The organism is Erwinia sp. AnSW2-5 (genome assembly GCF_045107195.1).
Lineage (GTDB): Bacteria > Pseudomonadota > Gammaproteobacteria > Enterobacterales > Enterobacteriaceae > Erwinia.
The window spans coordinates 95,537-115,283 of sequence record NZ_JBJGXA010000011.1; the positions used below are offsets into that span (position 1 = coordinate 95,537).

Here is a 19,747-nt window from a genome sequence, read left to right on the forward strand (position 1 = left end):
TATCTGTAGATTGTTATAAGCATAAGTTGTGCCACATCCTTGTGGCCGGCAGAATGATTCAATCAGCCGCGTAAAAGTGATGCCAGCAGGCTGAGTGCAGTCTTAAACTGCGTATCAGGAATAGTGAGTGGGTAAAGGAAGCGAATGACATTGCCGTGCACACCGCAGGTCAGCAGAATTAAGCCCTGTGCCAGTGCGCGCTGCTGGATATCGCGTGCTATCGCGGCAGAGGGTTTTCCGGTGGCCGGGTCATTAAATTCAGCGGCCACCATCGAGCCGCGTGCGCGCACGTCCACCAGCGCCGGGTTTCCACTGGCATTCAGCGTTTCCACCAGTTCCGCACCAAGGCGCAGGGCACGGGCGCACAGCTGCTCTTCTTTAATGACTTCCAGCACGGCCAGCGCCCCGGCCACGGCCAGCGGGTTACCGGCATAGGTTCCACCAAGGCCGCCAGGCTCCGGGGCATCCATCAGCTCAGCGCGGCCGGACACGGCCGAAATCGGCAGACCGCCGCCCAGACTTTTCGCCATCGTCATCAGGTCGGGTTTTGCGTCCGGATAGTATTCGCTGGCAAACAGTTTGCCGGTACGGGCAAAGCCGGTCTGGATTTCGTCGGCGATCATCACAATGCCGTGCTGGTCGCACAGGGCGCGCAGTGCGGTGACAAATTCTGTCGGCGCGATGTTAAAACCACCTTCCCCCTGAATCGGTTCATAGATAATCGCGGCAACCTGCTGCGGGCTGATATCACATTTGAACAGCGTTTCCAGGCTTTCCATGGCGTCGTCCACGCTGAAACCGTGCAGGGCATTCGGATAGCGGGCATGGAATACGGAGCCTGGGAAGGGACCAAAGCCGGTTTTGTACGGGGTGACTTTGCCGGTCAGTCCCATTGTCATCAGCGTGCGGCCGTGGAACGCTCCGCTGAAGGCAATCACGCCAGGGCGTCCGGTGGCGGCGCGGGCAATCTTCACCGCATTTTCTACCGCTTCAGCACCGCTGGAGAAAAAGGTGGTTTTGCATGGCCCGGTAACAGGCACCAGTTCATTCAGCTGCTCGGCCAGGGCGATGTAGTTTTCGTAGGGAATAACCTGGTACGCAGTGTGAGTGAAGCAGGCCAACTGGGCGCTGACGGCGGCCATGACTTTCGGGTGGCGGTGGCCGGTGTTCAGCACGGCAATCCCCGCAGTGAAGTCGATATACTCACGGCCCTGATGATCCCACAGCGTGGCATTTTCTGCTTTGGTGGCGAAGAAATCACACATCACACCCACTCCACGTGGGGTGGCGTTCAGACGGCGCTGCTGTATTTCACTGTTGCTCATGGTGTAACCTCGTTATGAATTTTGCATACTCTCAGCTCTCCTTGCTTTGTAGCCTTTTCGGGGTTTTATAAGCCAGAGCCAGTTTTTTTTATTTCAAGGAGCCAATTTTGCGAACGTTACTTGGTGACCTGCTCGCGCATCGCCTTGCACTGGCTCCTGAGGGCGCGCTGGGCAAGCGTTTATACGATGTATTGCAGTGCGCAATTCAGGATGGATCCATTGCCACAGGCAGCCGTTTACCCGCCACGCGCGATCTGGCAAAAGACCTGTCGGTGTCGCGGAATACTGTGCTGGCGGCGTATGAGCAGTTGCAGTCAGAGGGCTATCTGCAAACCCGTACCGGCAGCGGCACCTTCGTCAGTGATGCGCTGCCGGAAAGCATGCCCGAAGCCGAAGGTGCGCCGATCAGCGTCGGGCGACCGTTTAATTTTGTTCGCCTCTCCAGCCGGGGATCGCGGCTGCTGACGCGCAGTGGGGCCGGAGCGCATCAGTGGGGGGCGTTTATGCCCGGCGTGCCGGACGTCAGCCATATGCCGCATGATATCTGGCGCAAGATCCACCTGCGTCTGAGCCGCCGCATGCCGGTGGAGGCGCTGAGTTATTCCGGCCACGGTGGTTGCCTGCAACTGCAGCAGGCGCTGGCTGACTATCTGCGGGTGATCCGCTCGCTGAACTGCACGCCAGACCAGATTTTGGTGACGGCCGGGACGCATCAGTCGCTGGATTTGCTGGCAAAAATGCTGTGCGACCCCGGCGACCGTGCGTGGGTTGAGGAGCCAGGTTACTGGGGCATCCGTAACGTACTGGCCGTCAACGGCATTGAACTGCTGCCGACAGCGGTAGACGACGAAGGGATGACACTGCCCGATTTGAGCGGCGAAGCCCGTCCGCCACGCCTGATTTGTGTGACGCCCTCACACCAGTATCCACTGGGGTCGGTGATGAGCCTGCAACGACGGCATCAGCTGCTGGCGCTGGCGAAAAACGCCGGAAGCTGGGTGGTGGAGGATGACTATGACGGTGAGTTTCGTTTTACCGATTCACCGATACCCGCGTTGCAGGGGCTGGCCCCGGATGCACCGGTAATTTATCTCGGTACCTTCAGCAAAACGCTGTATCCCGGCCTGCGCCTGAGCTACATGGTGGTGCCAAAACCGCTGGCGGCACGAATGAAGATGGCCCATTCCGAGCTGTACCGTGGCGGTAACGGGCTGGTGCAGTTGACGCTGGCGGAGTTTATCCGCGAGGGGCATTACGCGGCCCATGTGCGCAAAATGCGCCAGCTGTACAGCCGACGCCGCGCTGAACTGGTGCGGGTGATCCGCGAAAGTCTGGGGGATAAATTTATCGCCCAGCAAAGCAATGCCGGGCTGCATTTGATTCTGTCGCTGCCCGATAACATCGACGATGTGGCACTCAGTGCCGAGCTGGAGCAGAACGGCGTGCTGACGCGCCCGCTGTCGGCCTACTACCTGCAGGGTACCACGCGACGTGGGCTGCTGCTGGGCTATGCCTGTGTTGACGAGCTGCAGATGGCGGAGAAGTTTGCCCCGATCCTCGCCTGTCTGGCACGGCGCATCACGCCGGGTGAGTTGCCCTTTCATGGTGCGTAAGGCGATGATTGCCTGATTCTGTTGTGTTTTTATTGGTGTATTTTGGTGCAATTCCAAAAATACAATAGAAAACAATAGCCTGAAAGAAACCCTTTCATGCTTTTTTTTCGTCTTTTTGTCAGATTCTACTTGTCGAAGCGAAATTTGTTGTGGTAGAGCTAAAAAAGAGCCACCCAACAGATGCACCTCGTGTGAGTTATGCACAAAGCGTGCCTGGGACGTTTTTTGCCCGTTTGACGAGAGAATACTATGAGATCCCTGGTGAGTTTTAAGAACATCAAAAAGAGCTACGACGGCGAAAAGCTGGTGGTTCGCAATCTGAATCTTGACGTACAGGAGGGGGAATTCTTAACCCTTTTAGGTCCATCTGGTTCGGGTAAAACGACCAGCCTGATGATGCTGGCCGGGTTTGAAACACCGACCGATGGCGAGATTTTCCTGCGTGATAAACCCTTGCATACTCTGCCGCCGCACCAGCGTGATATTGGCATGGTGTTCCAGAATTATGCGTTATTCCCGCATATGACGGTGGCGGAAAACCTGGCATTTCCGCTGTCGATCCGCCGGATGAGCAAGGTCGATATCAAAGAGCGCGTGGCGCGTATTCTGGATATGATCAAGCTCACCCCACTGGCCGATCGTTATCCGGCGCAGATGTCGGGTGGACAACAGCAAAGGGTGGCCCTGGCGCGGGCGCTGGTGTTTGAACCAAAGCTGATCCTGATGGATGAACCGCTGGGGGCGCTGGACAAGCAACTGCGTGAGCATATGCAGCTGGAAATTAAACAGCTCCATGAGATGCTCGGTCTGACGATTGTTTATGTGACGCACGATCAGAGTGAAGCCATGACCATGTCCAATCGGGTTGCCGTGTTTAACGACGGTATGATCCAGCAGATGGACAGCCCTGGTAAGCTATACGAGCAGCCAGCCAATGCCTTTGTGGCGCAGTTTATAGGCGAGAATAACAGTCTGCTCGCCACGCAGGTCGCAGCACAGGGCGATTACTATCGCGTTAAGCTGGACGACGGTTATGAGCTGGATGCGCTGAAAGTGCGGCCAAGTTCACCAGGGAAAAAAATTCAGCTCAGCATTCGCCCGGAGCGCATTAACGTCAATGCCCCCGAACAGGGCGATCAGCAGGTGAGCGCACGTATCCAGCAGTTTATCTATCTGGGCGATCATGTGCGCATGCTGACCGAGGTGGCGGGGCAGGGTAACTTTATGGTCAAGCTGTCACCGGCTAAAATGGACAGCCGCTGGCAGCCGGGCAGTGAGGTTAAACTCTCCTGGCAGCCCGAGCATCTGCGTGCGCTGGATGTGGTGATCCAATAAAAAAGGGCCAGGCATGCCTGGCCCCTACGGGTATGGTGCTTTGTAGGGGTCAGGCATGCCTGACCCTGATACGTTATTAGCCTTCAGCCTGCTTAGACTGAATCGCCGTCAGGGCGATGGTGTAAACGATATCGTCTACCAGTGCGCCACGTGACAGGTCGTTGACTGGCTTACGCATACCTTGCAGCATTGGCCCAATCGAGATCAGGTCAGCAGAGCGCTGTACGGCTTTGTACGTGGTGTTACCGGTGTTCAGGTCTGGGAAGATGAACACGGTCGCACGGCCAGCAACCGGTGAGTTTGGCGCTTTTGATTTGGCCACATCAGCCATGATCGCGGCGTCATACTGCAATGGACCATCGATCACCAGGTCAGGACGTTTTTCCTGCGCGATGCGCGTGGCTTCACGCACTTTCTCAACGTCACTACCAGCACCTGAGGTTCCGGTGGAGTAGGAGATCATCGCCACGCGTGGCTCGATGCCAAACGCCAGTGCAGAATCGGCGGACTGGATAGCGATCTCTGCCAGCTGCTCAGGGTTGGGATCCGGGTTGATCGCGCAGTCACCGTAGACCAGAACCTGCTCAGGTAACAGCATGAAGAACACTGATGAAACCAGTGAGCTGCCCGGTGCGGTTTTGATCAGCTGTAACGGCGGACGAATGGTGTTCGCGGTGGTGTGAACCGCACCGGAAACCAGACCGTCAACTTCACCGCTCTCCAGCATCATGGTGCCGAGCATCACGTTGTCTTCCAACTGCTCCTGCGCCACCACTTCGGTCATGCCTTTGCTCTTACGCAGCTCAACCAGACGGGCAACGTAGTTTTCGCGTGCAACAGACGGGTCAACAATCTCGATGCCTTTGCCCAATTCAACGCCCTGAGCGGCCGCTACGCGCTGGATCTCTTCCGGGTTACCCAGCAGAACACAGGTGGCGATGCCGCGTTCAGCACAGATGGCTGCGGCTTTCACTGTACGTGGCTCGTCGCCTTCTGGCAGGACGATACGTTTGTGTGCTTTGCGTGCCAGTTCGGTGAGCTGGTAGCGGAAGGCCGGTGGAGACAGACGACGGCTGCGCTCAGATTCAGCGGTCAGCGATTCGATCCAGTCTGCATCGATGTGGCTGGCCACATATTCCTGCACGCGTTCAATACGCTGGGTATCGTCGCTTGGGACTTCCAGGTTGAAGCTTTGCAGGCTGAGAGAGGTCTGCCAGGTATTGGTGTCGACCATAAATACCGGCAGGCCAGTCTGGAAAGCACGGTCACACAGCTTCTGAATCGGTGCGTCGATAGCGTAACCACCGGTCAACAGAATGGCACCGATTTCCACGCCGTTCATCGCGGCCAGGCAGGCGGCAACCAGTACGTCAGGACGGTCAGCAGAGGTTACCAGCAGGGAACCCGGACGGAAGTGCTCCAGCATGTGTGGCAGGCTGCGTGCGCAGAAGGTCACAGATTTTACGCGGCGAGTGGTAATGTCGCCTTCGTTGATCACACGTGCATTCAGGTGACGGCACATATCGATGGCGCGAGTGGCGATCAGCTCGAAGCTCCACGGCACGCAGCCCAGCACCGGCAGCGGGCTGTTAGCGAACAGCTGCTTAGGATCGATATTGGCAACGTTGGCTTTGGTTGAGTCGTCGAAGATCTCAGACAGATCCGGGCGTGTACGGCCCTGTTCGTCAACCGGGGCATTGAGTTTGTTGATGATAACGCCAGTAATGCTTTTGTTTTTGCTGCCACCGAAGCTGCTCTGCGTCAGCTCGATGCGCTCTTTCAACTGTGCCGCTGAGTCATTACCCAGTGACATCACGAAGACGATTTCAGCATTCAGCGTTTTGGCGATTTCATAGTTCAGCGCATTGGCGAACTGATGTTTACGCGTTGGCACCAGGCCTTCTACCAGCACCACTTCAGCATCTTTGGTGTTTTCGTGGTAGCGCGCAATGATCTCTTCCATCAGCACATCTTGCTGGTTAGAACCCAGCAGAGATTCCACGCGGCTCATTGCCAGCGGTTCAGCGGCAGGGATGCTCGAGTTTTTGCGAATGATGGTGGTGGTCTGGTCTGGGCTGTCGCCGCCAGCACGTGGCTGGGCGATCGGTTTAAAGACGCTGAGACGCACGCCTTTACGTTCCATAGCGCGGATTACGCCCAGGCTGACGCTGGTCAGGCCGACGCTGGTACCGGTAGGGATGAGCATGATAGTACGGGACACGATAGATTCTCTCCTATAGCGTCATTTTTCACGCTACAGGTGTGTTGGCTGCCTTCGCTCACCCCAGTCACTTACTTGAGTAAGCTCCTGAGGATTCACTCAGTTGCCGCCTTCCTGTAACGCGAAATATTTAGCTATATAAAATGCTGTCTAAAACAACACCGTCAGCCTGGGCTGACGGTTCGTTGCGGAATTATGCAGTCAGGCGACTGGCGTCCTGCGCGATAACCAACTCTTCATTGGTTGGGATAACAATCGCTGCGCGGGTGCCTTCTTTGTTGATAAAGCCTGATTTGCCGAAGCGTGCGGCCAGGTTGCGCTCGTGGTCAACGTCGAAGCCCAGCAGCGCCAGCTTGCCCAGTGACAATTCGCGAACCATTGCCGCATTTTCACCAATACCACCGGTGAAGATCACCGCATCCAGGCGGCCGTCCATCAGCGCAGTGTAAGAACCGATGTATTTCGCCAGACGGTGGCAGAACACATCCATCGCGCGTTTTGCATCTTCTTTGGTGGTGTAGTTGTCTTCAACGTAACGGCAGTCGCTGGTGACTTCAGTCAGACCCAGCAGGCCAGACTCTTTGGTCAGCAGTTTGTTGATCGCATCAACGCTCATGCCCAGGGTGTCGTGCAGGAAGAAGATGATCGCCGGATCGATGTCACCACTGCGGGTGCCCATCACCAGACCTTCCAGCGGAGTCAGACCCATTGAGGTATCCACACACTCGCCGTTACGGATAGCTGAAACAGAACCACCGTTGCCAAGGTGGCAGGTGATCACGTTCAGTTCAGAAACCGGTTTGTTCAGGGCTTTGGCCGCTTCCTGAGTCACATAGTAGTGGCTGGTTCCGTGTGCGCCGTAACGACGAACGCCGTGCTCTTTATACAGTTTGTACGGCAGGGCGTAGAGATAAGACTCTTCCGGCATTGTCTGATGGAAAGCGGTGTCGAAAACAGCCACATTCTTATCTGAAAGGTGTGGGAAGTTTTTCAGCGCTTCATCAATACCGATCAGGTGAGCCGGGTTATGCAGCGGTGCAAAAGAAGAGGCGTCTTTGATGCCCTGGATAACAGAAGCGTCGATAACCACAGACTGAGTTAACTTTTCGCCGCCGTGTACGATGCGATGACCAATTGCAGCGATTTGTGCCGACAGTTCTGGTTTTTGTGCCAGAATAGTTTTAACCATGAAGTTCAGTGCTTCACTGTGAGCTGCACCGGCACCCAAAGCCGCTTCTTGTTTAGCGCCGTCCTGCTTCCATTTGATACGGGCTTCCGGAAGGTGGAAACATTCAGCTAAACCTGACAGGTATTCGTCGCCGTTTGCCGGATCGATGATGGCAAATTTCAGGGAAGAACTACCGCAGTTCAGAACCAGTACTAACTTACTCGACATGGAAGGTCCTATTTGTTTAAAGTGGCGAAATTAAAGTCAACAGTCTATCAGCGTAGTGCATGAAAGCTGGTACATTAATGATGAAGGTCAGGCTTTCGAAAAGTTTTGTCCGAAAGCAAATTTTTTGGAAGAATTACGAGATTTTTTTAAATCCTATCTATTTTTTTTATAAGTTGGTCGATTGTTGACCCGGATCGCTCGTTATTCACTGCCAGTACCCGAAATAAGGGGTATAAATCGCGCACAGGATAACCAGGGTCACTCGCAAAGACAAAATATTTTGAATCATGTTAGGTAAAGTTGTTGAGTTGCGATTTTTTTTTAATATTTATCTCCGAAGTTGAGGTCAGACATGGCGAATGAGTCCGGCAGTATCGGTTGGTTCAAGTTGTTCCAGCATGGGCAGCACTATATGAAGACGTGGCCTGTCGATAAACGCCTGGCTCCTATGTTTCCTGAAAACAGAGTGACGCGCGCCACGCGGTTTGCTATCCGCATTATGCCTCCGGTCGCTATTTTCAGCCTCACCTGGCAAATTGCCCTCGGCGGGCAGCTTGGCCCGGCAGTGGCCACGGCGCTGTTTGCCTGTAGCCTGCCGATGCAGGGGCTGTGGTGGTTGGGCAAACGTTCGGTCACACCGCTACCTCCTTCTTTACTGGGCTGGTTCCACGATGTGCGCGAGAAACTGCAAGCGGCCGGGCAGGCGATTTCCCCGGTTGAAGGCAAGCCGACGTATCAGTCGCTGGCCGATGTCCTGAAGCGTGCGTTCAAACAGCTGGATAAAACGTTCCTCGACGATCTCTAAATGCAGGCGGGTTTTCCTCACTGAAGTGAAGGGAAACCCGCTTTGCGTCAAAGAAGACTTTCCCCTCGCTGTGCGATCCTTTTGCGACTTTCAGCTTGCCCCCGTGGCCGAGGAGCCCCAAATGGATATGACCCATGCACAGCGTTTAATTCTTTCCAATCAATACCAGCTAATGGCGATGCTTGATCCCGATAACGCTGCGCGTCATCGTCGCTATCAGACCATTGTCGAACGTGGTTACGGCCTGCAACTGCGCGAGCTGGATAATGAATTCAGCCAACTGCCGGAAGCGGAATGCCGCACGCTGGTCGCGATGATGGAGATGTACCATGCGCTGCATGTTTCCTGGACTAATCTGAAAGAGCCACAGGTAGTTGAGGCGCGCCGCCTGGTTTTCCTGGGTTTTGATGCTGCCACAGAAGGGCGTTACCTCGGCTATGTGCGTTTCCTGGTGAATGTGGAAGGGCGTTTTGGGCATTTTTCAGCGGGCAGCCATGAGTTTAATGCTCAGGTGCCGATGTGGGAAAAGTATCAACGGATGCTGGCTGTGTGGCACAATTGTCCCCGACAGTACCATCTGAGTGCGAATGAGATCGCGCAAGTTATCAACGCCTGAGAAGGAAGATGCAGTGAAGTGTAAAGGTTTTCTGTTTGATCTGGATGGCACGTTAGTCGACTCACTGATGGTCGTTGAACGTGCCTGGAAAAACTGGGGTAAGCGCCACGGGATTGCCCCGGACGAGGTGCTTGGCTTCATCCACGGTAAGCAGGCGATTACCTCACTGCGCCATTTTATGGCCGGGGCATCAGCGGACGCTATTCAGCAGGAGTTTATCGCGCTGGAAAAACTGGAAGCCGAAGACACGGACGGGATTGTCGCACTGCCGGGCGCGTTAGAACTGCTGGCAACGCTTGATGAGCTGGAGATCCCGTGGGCCATCGTGACTTCGGGTTCGGTGCCTGTGGCCAGCGCTCGCCACGCGGCGGCCGGGCTGCCAGCACCTGCGGCGTTTGTCACCGCTGAGCGCGTGGAGCGCGGTAAACCTGAGCCTGATGCTTATTTGCTCGGCGCGCAGCTGCTGGACCTGGAGCCAGAAGAGTGTGTGGTGGTAGAAGATGCCGCCGCGGGTATTCTCTCCGGTCTGGCCGCAGGCTGCCATGTGATTGCCGTCAACGTCCCTGCCGATGCACCCCGTCTGGAAGATGTGGATATGGTGCTCACCTCGCTGGATGAGCTTATCATCCATAAAAATGCCGATGGCAGCGTCAATATTCACCGTAAACATTAATTCTTTTCAGCCCTGCTCTCGCGGGGCTTTTTTATGTCCCCTTTTCTTTCCCTGTCGTTAAAAAACACAACATAGGTGAAAAGTCACCCAAGCTGGGCTGTACAGCGACGATCGTAATGATGCGAGCTTGAAACGGGAGTCTGCCTGTTAGTGCCTCTTGTAAAGGCGGGCGAGGCACGATGAGATCACAATGAATCCTGGCTTATCTCGTCCAGCGACAGGCTGAAGCTCGGGACGAAGACCTCCACGAAATAGTCCATCTCCGGGCTGTGACGCTGTGTCAGCGTCTTCTCCAGCCGCGCTTTTGCCAGCAGAAACTCATTATTCCCCGCTGACAACTCTTCCAGACATTTCAGATAGGCACAGAGGGCATCAGCCTGTTTGACGATGGCTGTTTCCGCTTCGCTGTGCTGATGTTCATCAATCAGCGGCGCATAGGCAGAACGCAACTCTTCCGGCAGCATTTCAATCAGCTTTTGCTGGGCAATCTTTTCAATCTTCTTGTACTCATGGGCAATCTGCGCGTTGTAATACTTCACTGGCGTGGGCAGATCGCCGGTCAGCACTTCGCTGGCATCGTGATAAATCGCCATCATCGCGATACGTTCAGCATTGAGATTGCCGTTAAATTTCTTATTTTTGATCAGGGCCAGCGCATGGGCGACCATCGCCACCTGTAAGCTGTGCTCCGAGACATTTTCGGTACGCACATTACGCATCAGCGGCCAGCGGTTGATCAGTTTCAGGCGGGAGAGGTGGGCAAAGAAGTGGCTTTGGGTCATGGTCATTTTCCCTTACGTCAAAATGCGAAGAGCGGCCTCGGCCGCTCTTCAGGGAGAACATTACAGCTGGCGATAACCGCTAAGGAAGCGGCCAAACTTGTTAATCGCCATATCCAGTTCATCCACGCGCGGCAGGGTGACAATACGCACGTGATCCGGCCACGGCCAGTTAAACGCCGTACCCTGCACCAGCAGCACTTTCTCCTGCAGCAGGAAGTCGAGCACCATTTTCTGGTCGTCGTGGATGTTGAACTTTTTCGCGTCGATTTTGGGGAACATATACAGTGCGCCATCCGGCTTCACGCAGCTGACGCCAGGGATCTCATTGATCAGCTCCCAGGCACGGTTGCGTTGTTCATACAGACGGCCGCCAGGCTGGATAAATTCGCTGATGCTCTGATAACCACCCAGTGCAGTCTGAATCGCATGTTGCGCGGGAACGTTGGCGCACAGGCGCATTGAGGCCAGCATTTCCAGCCCTTCAATGTAGCCTTTCGCATGTTTCTTCGGCCCGTTCAACACCATCCAGCCCTGACGGAAGCCCGCCACACGGTAGGTTTTTGACAGACCGTTAAAGGTGATGGTCAACAGATCCGGTGCCAGCGCGGCAATAGAATGATGTTGTGCGGCGTCATACAGGATCTTGTCGTAGATCTCGTCGGCAAAAATAATCAGGTTATGCTGACGTGCCAGTTCGACCACTTCCAACAGCAGTTCTTTGCTGTAGACCGCGCCGGTCGGGTTGTTCGGGTTAATGATCACAATGCCGCGGGTGCGCGGGGTGATTTTGCTGCGGATATCGTCCAGGTCCGGGAACCAGCCAGCAGACTCGTCACACAGGTAGTGCACGGCTTTGCCGCCAGAGAGCGACACGGCCGCTGTCCACAACGGATAGTCCGGTGCCGGCACCAGCATTTCGTCGCCGCTGTTCAGCAGCGCCTGCATGGATTGCACGATCAGTTCAGACACACCATTACCGATATAGATGTCTTCTACCGTCATATCGCGCACGCCGCGCGCCTGGTAGTGCTGCATGATCGCTTTTCGGGCGGAATACAGACCTTTTGAGTCACAGTAACCCTGGGCGCTTGGCAGATTACGGATGACATCGACCAGAATTTCATCCGGGGCTTCAAAACCAAACGGGGCAGGGTTACCGATGTTCAGTTTGAGGACTTTATTACCTTCTTCTTCGAGGCGCTTGGCTTCTTTTAATACCGGGCCGCGAATGTCGTAACACACATTATCCAGTTTGCTGGATTTATCAATTGGGGTCATCTCTGTCGCCTTGACTGGCAGAAGTTCATTCCTGCCGTGGAAAACTAAACATTGCACAATGTACTCCTCTCCCGGTTCCTTTTGAAGGGTGGCGGCAGGCTTTGGTGTGTTAAAGGATGTTTTTTCATTCAGATGGCAGGCGAGCACGCCGGAACGTCATTTTGTGATATTTCATGCTGTTATTTGAGTGTAATCCGATGTGAACGACTGTTCAGATGTTTTAAGATTTTGTGGTGACGCCTTATTCATCATGCTTTTTCAATGTAATTATTAAATTATTTAGTAAATATTGATGTACTGATGATGGCTGAAACAGTCAAGTGATGCTTATTTGGCTGTATGTTTTTTGTACAAAGTGGGCTTTGCATGAAGATTGACCAGTGAGGGCTGATCCGCGTGCTGTCTGGACTGAGTGTGATAATCGTGCTGTGGGAATAATAAATTTTGCAGTGTCAGGGCCTGTGCTGCGGGCTGCTGCCAATAAAATCTTACTTTAGTGATAAGAATAATCAGTTTTGGGCTTAAAAAGTAAACGACAGTATGTCAGGATAACCTTCAGGAGACTTTGCACCGGGTGTGCAGGTTCTTCCGGTAATAAAAAAAAGATCTTTATTACCCTAAACAATAAGTAATGCTTAACATTTTTCGCTGTTTCTACAGCGTGTTGGTAACTTAATTTTCAAGGGTTGTTTTAGACTAACGACACCGCAACTCGTCTCTTTTTGAGTTTTGTCGGCGTTAATTAACTATAACGACGCGGCTTCCTGCAACTTATGGGTTAGTGCAGCGTGCATTAGTAATGTATCAGACGGAAGAACCTTTTCTCTGCAATCCCGCCATTAAGCCTTGGCGAGAATTACCAGAGTAGAAATTACTTAATACCCAAATTAATTCGAGTCCCTTCATAGGGCCTACTTTTGGTGCAGAACGGCGGTAACTGGATGCATCGCGATGAGCTTACTCAGGTGAGTGATTCGGGTGAGTAAAGGTAGTCAACACCTCTGCAGCTTGAAGTATGACGGTTAGAGTCGTCTGCCAATGTAAGTAATGCATCGGGTAATTATTTTTTTATTGCTTAACACTGTAGCCATTATGCAATTGTTATCATTTTATCCCATTGATAAAAAGGTAATAACACCAGGGTAGCTGTTTGTAAAAAACTTATAAAGTGAAGAAAAAAACATGACTAGTGCAAATCGTCCAGTACTCAATCTCGACCTCGATCTGCTGAGAACCTTCGTGGCTGTTGCCGATCTGAACACCTTTGCGGCCGCTGCCGCTGCCGTGTGCAGAACGCAATCCGCCGTGAGCCAGCAGATGCAGCGTCTGGAACAATTGGTAGGCAAAGAGCTGTTTGCCAGGCATGGACGCAACAAGTTATTAACGGAACATGGTATTCAGTTACTGGGCTATGCCAGAAAAATACTGCGCTTCAACGATGAAGCCTGTACTTCTCTTATGTACAGCAACATCCAGGGTGTACTGACCATCGGCGCATCTGATGATACCTCTGATACCATTTTACCGTTCCTGCTCAACCGCGTGACCTCGGTTTACCCGAAACTGGCTATTGATGTCCGTGTGAAACGCAATCCTTTCATGATGGAAATGTTAAACCAGGGTGAGGTCGATCTGGTGGTGACCACCTCCAGTCCGATGAACTTCGCCTGGCAGGTTCTGCGTACTTCTCCAACATTGTGGTACTGCGCGGCGGACTACATCTTCCAGCGTGGGGAAGCTATTCCTCTGGTTCTGCTGGATGAGCCAAGCCCATACCGTGATATGGCGATAGACCATCTTAACGAAGCGGGTATTCCTTGGCGCATCTCGTATGTGGCCTCAACGCTGGCTGCGGTTCGTGCTGCGGTGAAAGCAGGCCTGGGTGTCACGGCTCGCCCGGTTGAGATGATGAGCCCGGAACTGCGCGTAATGGGGGCTGCTGAAGGGCTGCCAATGCTGCCAGATACCGAGTATTTGCTGTGTCGCAACCCGGACAGCGATAACGAACTGGCGCTGGCAATCTTCAACGCGATGGAGTCGGGCAATGACCCGTACCGTCTGACTCCTGCAGCTCCAGATAGTGCAGCTTTTGCAGACGAAGAAGAATAACCAGTAAACGCAAACGATTACTCTTATCATTAATTGTCGCGTAATTTAGGTTTTACTGAGTAAAAAAGGCTTTTCAGGTTATTTTTAATCTGAAAGGTCTTTTTTTTACCCTTTACCTCCTTCTGTATCCGCTTTTTTTGGTTCTAATTAACAGCATGGTGTCAAAAATTCATCAATCCGTGTTTCAGAGAATTTTCACGCCTACTTGAATCATCTGGTCCGATCAGTGAATTGATTCCGCAGTTAAAAAACTGACTGTTTTCTTAACTAAAAACACCAAACTGTGTCCTGGATCAAAAAAATAACCCCATTAAGGGGCAGGAAAAGAGAACGAATCCTGCCAAAATAGTCCTTGTTAAATACACGATCCAAACAAGATTTTAACCGCTACACTTTGATCACATGGTGTCACTGACTCGATTTAGCCCACTTTTTGAGCATCAAGTGTTAAATAAATGTTGCGAGTGTAAATTAATGTGCGGATGGTTTTGTCAAAGTTGACAAAAGGTTAGTTAAAGGAGTAAAAAACCACATAAAATTACTGCCTAATCGCTAAAGACGGTAAGTTTTATAAGGTTTTTCATTCTTCCCTTGAATCGATGTGGTGTGTTAACTGCCAAATAATAGAGCAGGACGCAAAACGCCACTTTTGGTGAGTAAGCAAGAGTATGTCAACAACCACAGAAGTCGTCGCCCATCACTGGGCATTCGCTGTTTTCCTGATCGTCTCGATTGGTCTCTGCTGCCTGATGTTGGCCGGAGCATGGTTTTTGGGCGGAAAAGCCCGTGGAAGGCATACAAATACACCTTTTGAATCCGGTATAGCCTCTGTAGGCAGCGCAAAACTGCGTTTGTCGGCCAAGTTCTACCTGGTTGCCATGTTCTTCGTCATCTTCGACGTTGAAGCCCTCTATCTCTACGCATGGTCGACGGCTATTCGCGAAAGCGGATGGGTCGGCTTTGTCGAAGCCGCCATTTTCATTTTGGTCCTGCTTGCTGGTCTGTTTTATCTGGTTCGCATTGGCGCACTGGATTGGGCTCCTGCCCGTCGTCAGTTTGACGTCAAACCTACCACCATCTCGCACGCCAATCGTCACAAGCAGTAACAGCGAGGCAAAACACATGGACTATACGCTCACCCGCGTAGACCCGAACGGTGAGAATGACCGTTACCCACTGCAAAAACAGGAGATCGTGAGCGATCCCCTGGAAAAGCACGTTCATCAAAACGTCTACATGGGCAAGCTGGAACATGCCATGCACGACATGGTGAACTGGGGTCGCAAGAACTCCCTTTGGCCGTTTAACTTCGGTCTTTCCTGTTGCTACGTTGAGATGACGACGTCGTTCACATCTGTGCATGACGTGGCACGTTTTGGTTCTGAAGTTATTCGTGCTTCGCCGCGCCAGGCTGACTTTATGGTGGTTGCAGGAACCTGTTTCACCAAGATGGCTCCGGTTGTTCAGCGCCTGTATGACCAGATGCTGGAACCGAAATGGGTGATCTCAATGGGTGCCTGTGCGAACTCCGGCGGCATGTACGATATCTATTCCGTCGTACAGGGCGTGGATAAATTCCTGCCGGTTGACGTGTACATCCCAGGCTGCCCACCGCGCCCTGAAGCGTATATGCAGGCGCTGCTGCTGTTGCAGGAGTCCATCGGAAAAGAACGTCGCCCGCTGTCGTGGGTGGTCAGCGATCAGGGCGTTTATCGCGCCAATATGCAATCTGAGCGCGACAGAAAAAACGCCGAGCGTATCGCAGTCACTAATCTGCGTACCCCTGACGAAATTTAAGACAGCAGTTTATGGATGTGGTCATTAAAAGCGCAATAAAAACACAATGTAATCTGCGCTGACCCACCTGACGCCAACACTGAGTGCCTGTCTGACAGGCCAGAATGGTGAACAACTTATGACAGATTTAACCACGCAAGATCTCGCTCAGCCGTTATGGCAAACCCGAGATCACCAGGATGACCCGGTGATCGGCGAGCTGCGTAATCGTTTTGGGCCTGATGCCTTTACAGTGCAAGCAACCCGTACCGGCGTGCCGGTAGTCTGGGTGAAACGTGAGCAGTTGCTTGAGATTATTGAGTTCCTGCGTAAGCTGCCTAAACCCTATGTGATGCTGTATGACCTGCATGGCATGGATGAGCGCCTGCGTACCCACCGTGCCGGATTACCGGCGGCGGATTTTTCCGTTTTCTATCACTTCATCTCCATTGAACGCAATCGCGACATCATGCTCAAGGTGGCGTTGTCTGAAAACGATTTGAATGTGCCGACCATCACCAAAATTTTCCCAAATGCCAACTGGTATGAGCGTGAAACCTGGGAGATGTTTGGTATCAACGTTGAGGGCCACCCGCACCTGACGCGCATCATGATGCCGCAAACCTGGGAAGGGCACCCATTACGTAAAGACTATCCGGCGCGTGCGACCGAATTCGATCCTTTCGAGCTGACTAAGCAGAAAGAAGATCTGGAGATGGAATCCCTGACCTTCAAACCAGAAGACTGGGGCATGAAGCGTTCGACCAACAATGAGGACTTCATGTTCCTCAACCTGGGCCCGAACCACCCATCAGCGCACGGGGCTTTCCGTATCATCCTGCAACTGGACGGCGAAGAGATCGTCGACTGCGTGCCGGATATCGGTTACCACCATCGTGGTGCGGAAAAAATGGGCGAACGCCAGTCCTGGCACAGCTACATTCCGTACACTGACCGTATCGAGTATCTCGGCGGTTGCGTCAACGAAATGCCTTACGTGCTGGCGGTTGAAAAACTGGCAGGTATCAAGGTGCCAGAACGCGTTGAAGTGATTCGCGTGATGCTTTCAGAGCTGTTCCGTATAAACAGCCACCTGCTGTACATCTCTACGTTTATTCAGGACGTCGGTGCCATGTCTCCGGTGTTCTTTGCCTTTACCGATCGCCAGAAAATTTATGACGTGGTTGAAGCCATTACCGGTTTCCGTATGCACCCGGCCTGGTTCCGCATTGGCGGCGTCGCGCATGATCTGCCAAAAGGTTGGGAACGCTTGCTGCGCGAGTTCCTCGACTGGATGCCAAAACGTCTGAAAGCCTACGAGCAGACCGCGCTGAAAAACTCCGTGCTGATTGCCCGTTCCAAAGGTGTATCTGCCTACAACATGGAAGAAGCACTCGCCTGGGGCACCACAGGTGCTGGCCTGCGCGGCACGGGCCTGGACTTTGACGTGCGCAAATGGCGTCCGTATTCCGGTTATGAAAACTTCGATTTCGAAGTGCCAATCGGAGACGGCGTAAGCTGTGCTTACACCCGTGTCATGCTGAAGATGGAAGAGATGCGCCAGAGTATGCGCATTCTGGAACAGTGCCTGAAGAACATGCCAGCTGGCCCGTTCAAAGCCGACCATCCGCTGACCACGCCGCCGCCGAAAGAGCGCACGTTGCAACATATCGAAACCCTGATCACTCACTTCCTGCAAGTGTCGTGGGGCCCAATTATGCCGGCCAACGAATCTTTCCAGATGATTGAGGCGACCAAAGGGATTAACAGTTACTACCTCACCAGTGATGGCAGCACCATGAGCTACCGCACCCGCGTGCGTACGCCAAGCTTCCCGCACTTGCAGCAGATCCCTTCGGTGATCAACGGCAGCCTGGTATCCGATCTGATCGTATACCTCGGTAGTATCGATTTTGTTATGTCAGACGTGGACCGCTAATTATGCACGATCAACGAATTGCGATCGAAACGATCGATGAAACCGGGGCTTTTGTGCTGAGTGCGGCAGAGCGCGACGCCATCGAGCATGAAAAGCACCACTATGAAGACGCGCGTGCTGCTTCAATTGAAGCGCTGAAAATCGTGCAGAAACACCGTGGCTGGGTACCGGATGGTGCAATCCATGCCATTGCTGAGGTGCTGGGGATCCCGGCCAGTGATGTGGAAGGGGTGGCAACGTTTTACAGCCAGATCTTCCGCTCTCCGGTGGGCCGCCATGTGATCCGCTACTGCGACAGCGTGGTTTGTCATATTACGGGCTTCCAGGGGATTCAGTCGGCGCTGGAAAGCAGCCTGAATATCAAACCGGGCCAGACCACAGAGGACGGTCGCTTTACGCTGCTGCCAACCTGCTGCCTCGGTAACTGCGACAAAGGGCCGGTGATGATGGTGGATGAAGACACCCACGTTCATCTGACGCCGGAAGGCATCGCCAACTTACTGGAGCAGTATCAATGAGACAGATCGTGCGTACTGCCGAAATGCATCCGCTGACCTGGCGCATGCGTGATGACAAACAGCCGGTATTCCTCGAAGAGTACCGCAGTAAGAATGGTTATGCCGGTGCTGAAAAAGCGCTGAAATCCCTGTCGCCAGACGAAATTGTCAGTCAGGTCAAAGACTCTGGGCTGAAAGGGCGCGGCGGCGCAGGCTTTTCCACCGGACTGAAGTGGAGCCTGATGCCTAAAGACGAATCCATGAACATCCGTTACCTGCTGTGTAACGCCGATGAAATGGAACCGGGCACCTATAAAGACCGTCTGCTGATGGAGCAAATGCCACACCAGCTGGTGGAAGGTATGCTGATCAGTGCGTTCGCTTTGAAAACCTACCGTGGCTACATCTTCCTGCGCGGTGAGTACATTGAAGCGGCCGTTAACCTGCGTCGTGCCATTGCGGAAGCGACCGAAGCCGGTCTGCTGGGCAAGAACATTCTCGGTACGGGTTTTGACTTTGAGCTGATTGTGCATACAGGCGCGGGTCGTTATATCTGCGGCGAAGAGACGGCGCTGATTAACTCGCTGGAAGGGCGCCGCGCTAACCCGCGTTCCAAGCCGCCATTCCCTGCCTCTGCGGGTGCCTGGGGCAAGCCGACCTGCGTTAACAACGTAGAAACGCTCTCTAACGTACCGGCCATTATCGCCAACGGCGTTGACTGGTACAAAGGCATTTCCACCAGTGAAGATGCCGGTACCAAGATGATGGGCTTCTCGGGTCGTGTGAAGAATCCGGGCGTATGGGAACTGCCGTTCGGCACCACCGCGCGCGAGATCCTCGAAGAGTATGCTGGTGGCATGCGCGATGGCCTGAAGTTCAAAGCCTGGCAGCCAGGTGGCGCAGGTACGGACTTCCTGACCGAGTCGCACCTCGACCTGCCGATGGAGTTTGCCAGTATTGGCAAAGCGGGCAGTCGTCTGGGTACGGCGCTGGCGATGGCCGTCGACCACGAAATCAACATGGTGTCGCTGGTGCGTAACCTTGAAGAGTTCTTCGCCCGTGAATCCTGCGGCTGGTGTACGCCATGCCGCGATGGCCTGCCGTGGAGTGTGAAAATTCTGCGCGCGCTGGAACGTAAGCAGGGTCAGCCAGGGGATATCGAAACCCTGCTGCAACTCTGCCGCCAGCTTGGCCCGGGTAAGACCTTCTGTGCGCATGCACCTGGTGCAGTAGAGCCACTGCAAAGTGCCATTAAATATTTCCGCGAAGAGTTTGAAGCGGGTATGGCGCCACAGGTATTCAGCAACGCGCACGCGATTAGCGGCATCCAGCCAAACCTGTTAAAGGCGCGCTGGTAAGCAAAGTTTAACGCCTGTGTTCGC

Annotated in this window: 15 protein-coding genes and 1 pseudogene; 11 read left to right on the top strand and 5 right to left on the bottom strand. The window is 53.5% G+C overall.

Annotation, left to right across the window (positions count from 1 at the left end):
* Positions 1-62 precede the first annotated feature (62 nt).
* Positions 63-1,325 carry a 4-aminobutyrate--2-oxoglutarate transaminase gene (locus tag ACFL9S_RS09895; RefSeq protein WP_405261692.1) on the bottom strand — a complete coding sequence of 421 codons (1,263 nt, stop codon included), beginning with the start codon at positions 1,323-1,325 and terminating at the stop codon, positions 63-65.
* Positions 1,326-1,432: 107 nt separating this feature from the next.
* On the opposite strand from ACFL9S_RS09895, the gene ACFL9S_RS09900 reads away from it, so the two are divergent.
* A complete protein-coding gene (locus ACFL9S_RS09900; protein ID WP_405261693.1) occupies positions 1,433-2,938 on the top strand; it encodes a PLP-dependent aminotransferase family protein in 1,506 nt (501 codons plus the stop codon).
* 249 nt (positions 2,939-3,187) lie between these two features.
* On the top strand, positions 3,188-4,273 hold the full coding sequence (locus ACFL9S_RS09905; protein WP_405261694.1) for an ABC transporter ATP-binding protein: 1,086 nt from the start codon (positions 3,188-3,190) through the stop codon (positions 4,271-4,273).
* Between the two features lie 76 nt (positions 4,274-4,349).
* Here the strand turns inward: ACFL9S_RS09905 and pta are convergent, their stop codons facing one another.
* Positions 4,350-6,494 (bottom strand): phosphate acetyltransferase, encoded by a 2,145-nt coding sequence (gene pta, locus ACFL9S_RS09910; RefSeq protein WP_405261695.1) that lies wholly within the window; start codon positions 6,492-6,494, stop codon positions 4,350-4,352.
* A 193-nt stretch (positions 6,495-6,687) separates the two neighbouring features.
* Positions 6,688-7,890, bottom strand: coding sequence for an acetate kinase (ackA, locus tag ACFL9S_RS09915; protein ID WP_405261696.1), 1,203 nt, complete (start codon positions 7,888-7,890; stop codon positions 6,688-6,690).
* 352 nt (positions 7,891-8,242) lie between these two features.
* Between ackA and yfbV the strand changes: the two genes are divergently transcribed.
* From yfbV to ACFL9S_RS09930, 3 genes are all read left to right on the top strand, one after another.
* Positions 8,243-8,695, top strand: a complete 453-nt coding sequence (gene yfbV, locus ACFL9S_RS09920; RefSeq protein WP_405261697.1) for a terminus macrodomain insulation protein YfbV — start codon at positions 8,243-8,245, stop codon at positions 8,693-8,695.
* A 121-nt stretch (positions 8,696-8,816) separates the two neighbouring features.
* Entirely contained in the window at positions 8,817-9,311 is a 495-nt protein-coding gene (locus ACFL9S_RS09925) for a YfbU family protein (RefSeq protein WP_405261698.1), read from the top strand.
* A 13-nt stretch (positions 9,312-9,324) separates the two neighbouring features.
* Positions 9,325-9,984, top strand: coding sequence for a sugar phosphatase (locus ACFL9S_RS09930; RefSeq protein ID WP_405261699.1), 660 nt, complete (start codon positions 9,325-9,327; stop codon positions 9,982-9,984).
* A 185-nt stretch (positions 9,985-10,169) separates the two neighbouring features.
* Here the strand turns inward: ACFL9S_RS09930 and yfbR are convergent, their stop codons facing one another.
* Together yfbR and ACFL9S_RS09940 are read right to left on the bottom strand one after the other, a co-directional pair.
* The gene (gene yfbR, locus ACFL9S_RS09935) at positions 10,170-10,766 is read right to left on the bottom strand and encodes a 5'-deoxynucleotidase (RefSeq protein ID WP_133841395.1); all 597 of its coding nucleotides are present in this window, start codon (positions 10,764-10,766) and stop codon (positions 10,170-10,172) included.
* Between the two features lie 60 nt (positions 10,767-10,826).
* Positions 10,827-12,044 carry a pyridoxal phosphate-dependent aminotransferase gene (locus ACFL9S_RS09940; RefSeq protein ID WP_405261700.1) on the bottom strand — a complete coding sequence of 406 codons (1,218 nt, stop codon included), beginning with the start codon at positions 12,042-12,044 and terminating at the stop codon, positions 10,827-10,829.
* Positions 12,045-13,226: 1,182 nt separating this feature from the next.
* On the opposite strand from ACFL9S_RS09940, the gene lrhA reads away from it, so the two are divergent.
* The 6 genes and pseudogenes from lrhA to nuoF all read left to right on the top strand — a co-directional run bounded on the left by lrhA (position 13,227) and on the right by nuoF (position 19,723).
* Positions 13,227-14,153, top strand: a complete 927-nt coding sequence (gene lrhA, locus ACFL9S_RS09945) for a transcriptional regulator LrhA (RefSeq protein WP_405261701.1) — start codon at positions 13,227-13,229, stop codon at positions 14,151-14,153.
* Positions 14,154-14,821: 668 nt separating this feature from the next.
* A complete protein-coding gene (locus ACFL9S_RS09950) occupies positions 14,822-15,259 on the top strand; it encodes an NADH-quinone oxidoreductase subunit A (RefSeq protein WP_133841398.1) in 438 nt (145 codons plus the stop codon).
* Between the two features lie 16 nt (positions 15,260-15,275).
* Positions 15,276-15,950, top strand: a complete 675-nt coding sequence (locus tag ACFL9S_RS09955; protein WP_405261702.1) for a NuoB/complex I 20 kDa subunit family protein — start codon at positions 15,276-15,278, stop codon at positions 15,948-15,950.
* Between the two features lie 104 nt (positions 15,951-16,054).
* Positions 16,055-17,868: pseudogene (nuoC, locus tag ACFL9S_RS09960) on the top strand (NADH-quinone oxidoreductase subunit C/D).
* A 2-nt stretch (positions 17,869-17,870) separates the two neighbouring features.
* Positions 17,871-18,386: an NADH-quinone oxidoreductase subunit NuoE gene (nuoE, locus tag ACFL9S_RS09965; protein ID WP_405261703.1), complete on the top strand. Its 516-nt coding sequence runs from the start codon at positions 17,871-17,873 to the stop codon at positions 18,384-18,386.
* Positions 18,383-19,723 (top strand): NADH-quinone oxidoreductase subunit NuoF, encoded by a 1,341-nt coding sequence (nuoF, locus tag ACFL9S_RS09970; RefSeq protein WP_405261704.1) that lies wholly within the window; start codon positions 18,383-18,385, stop codon positions 19,721-19,723. Before nuoE ends, nuoF begins: the two co-directional genes overlap by 4 nt.
* Positions 19,724-19,747: the final 24 nt, after the last annotated feature.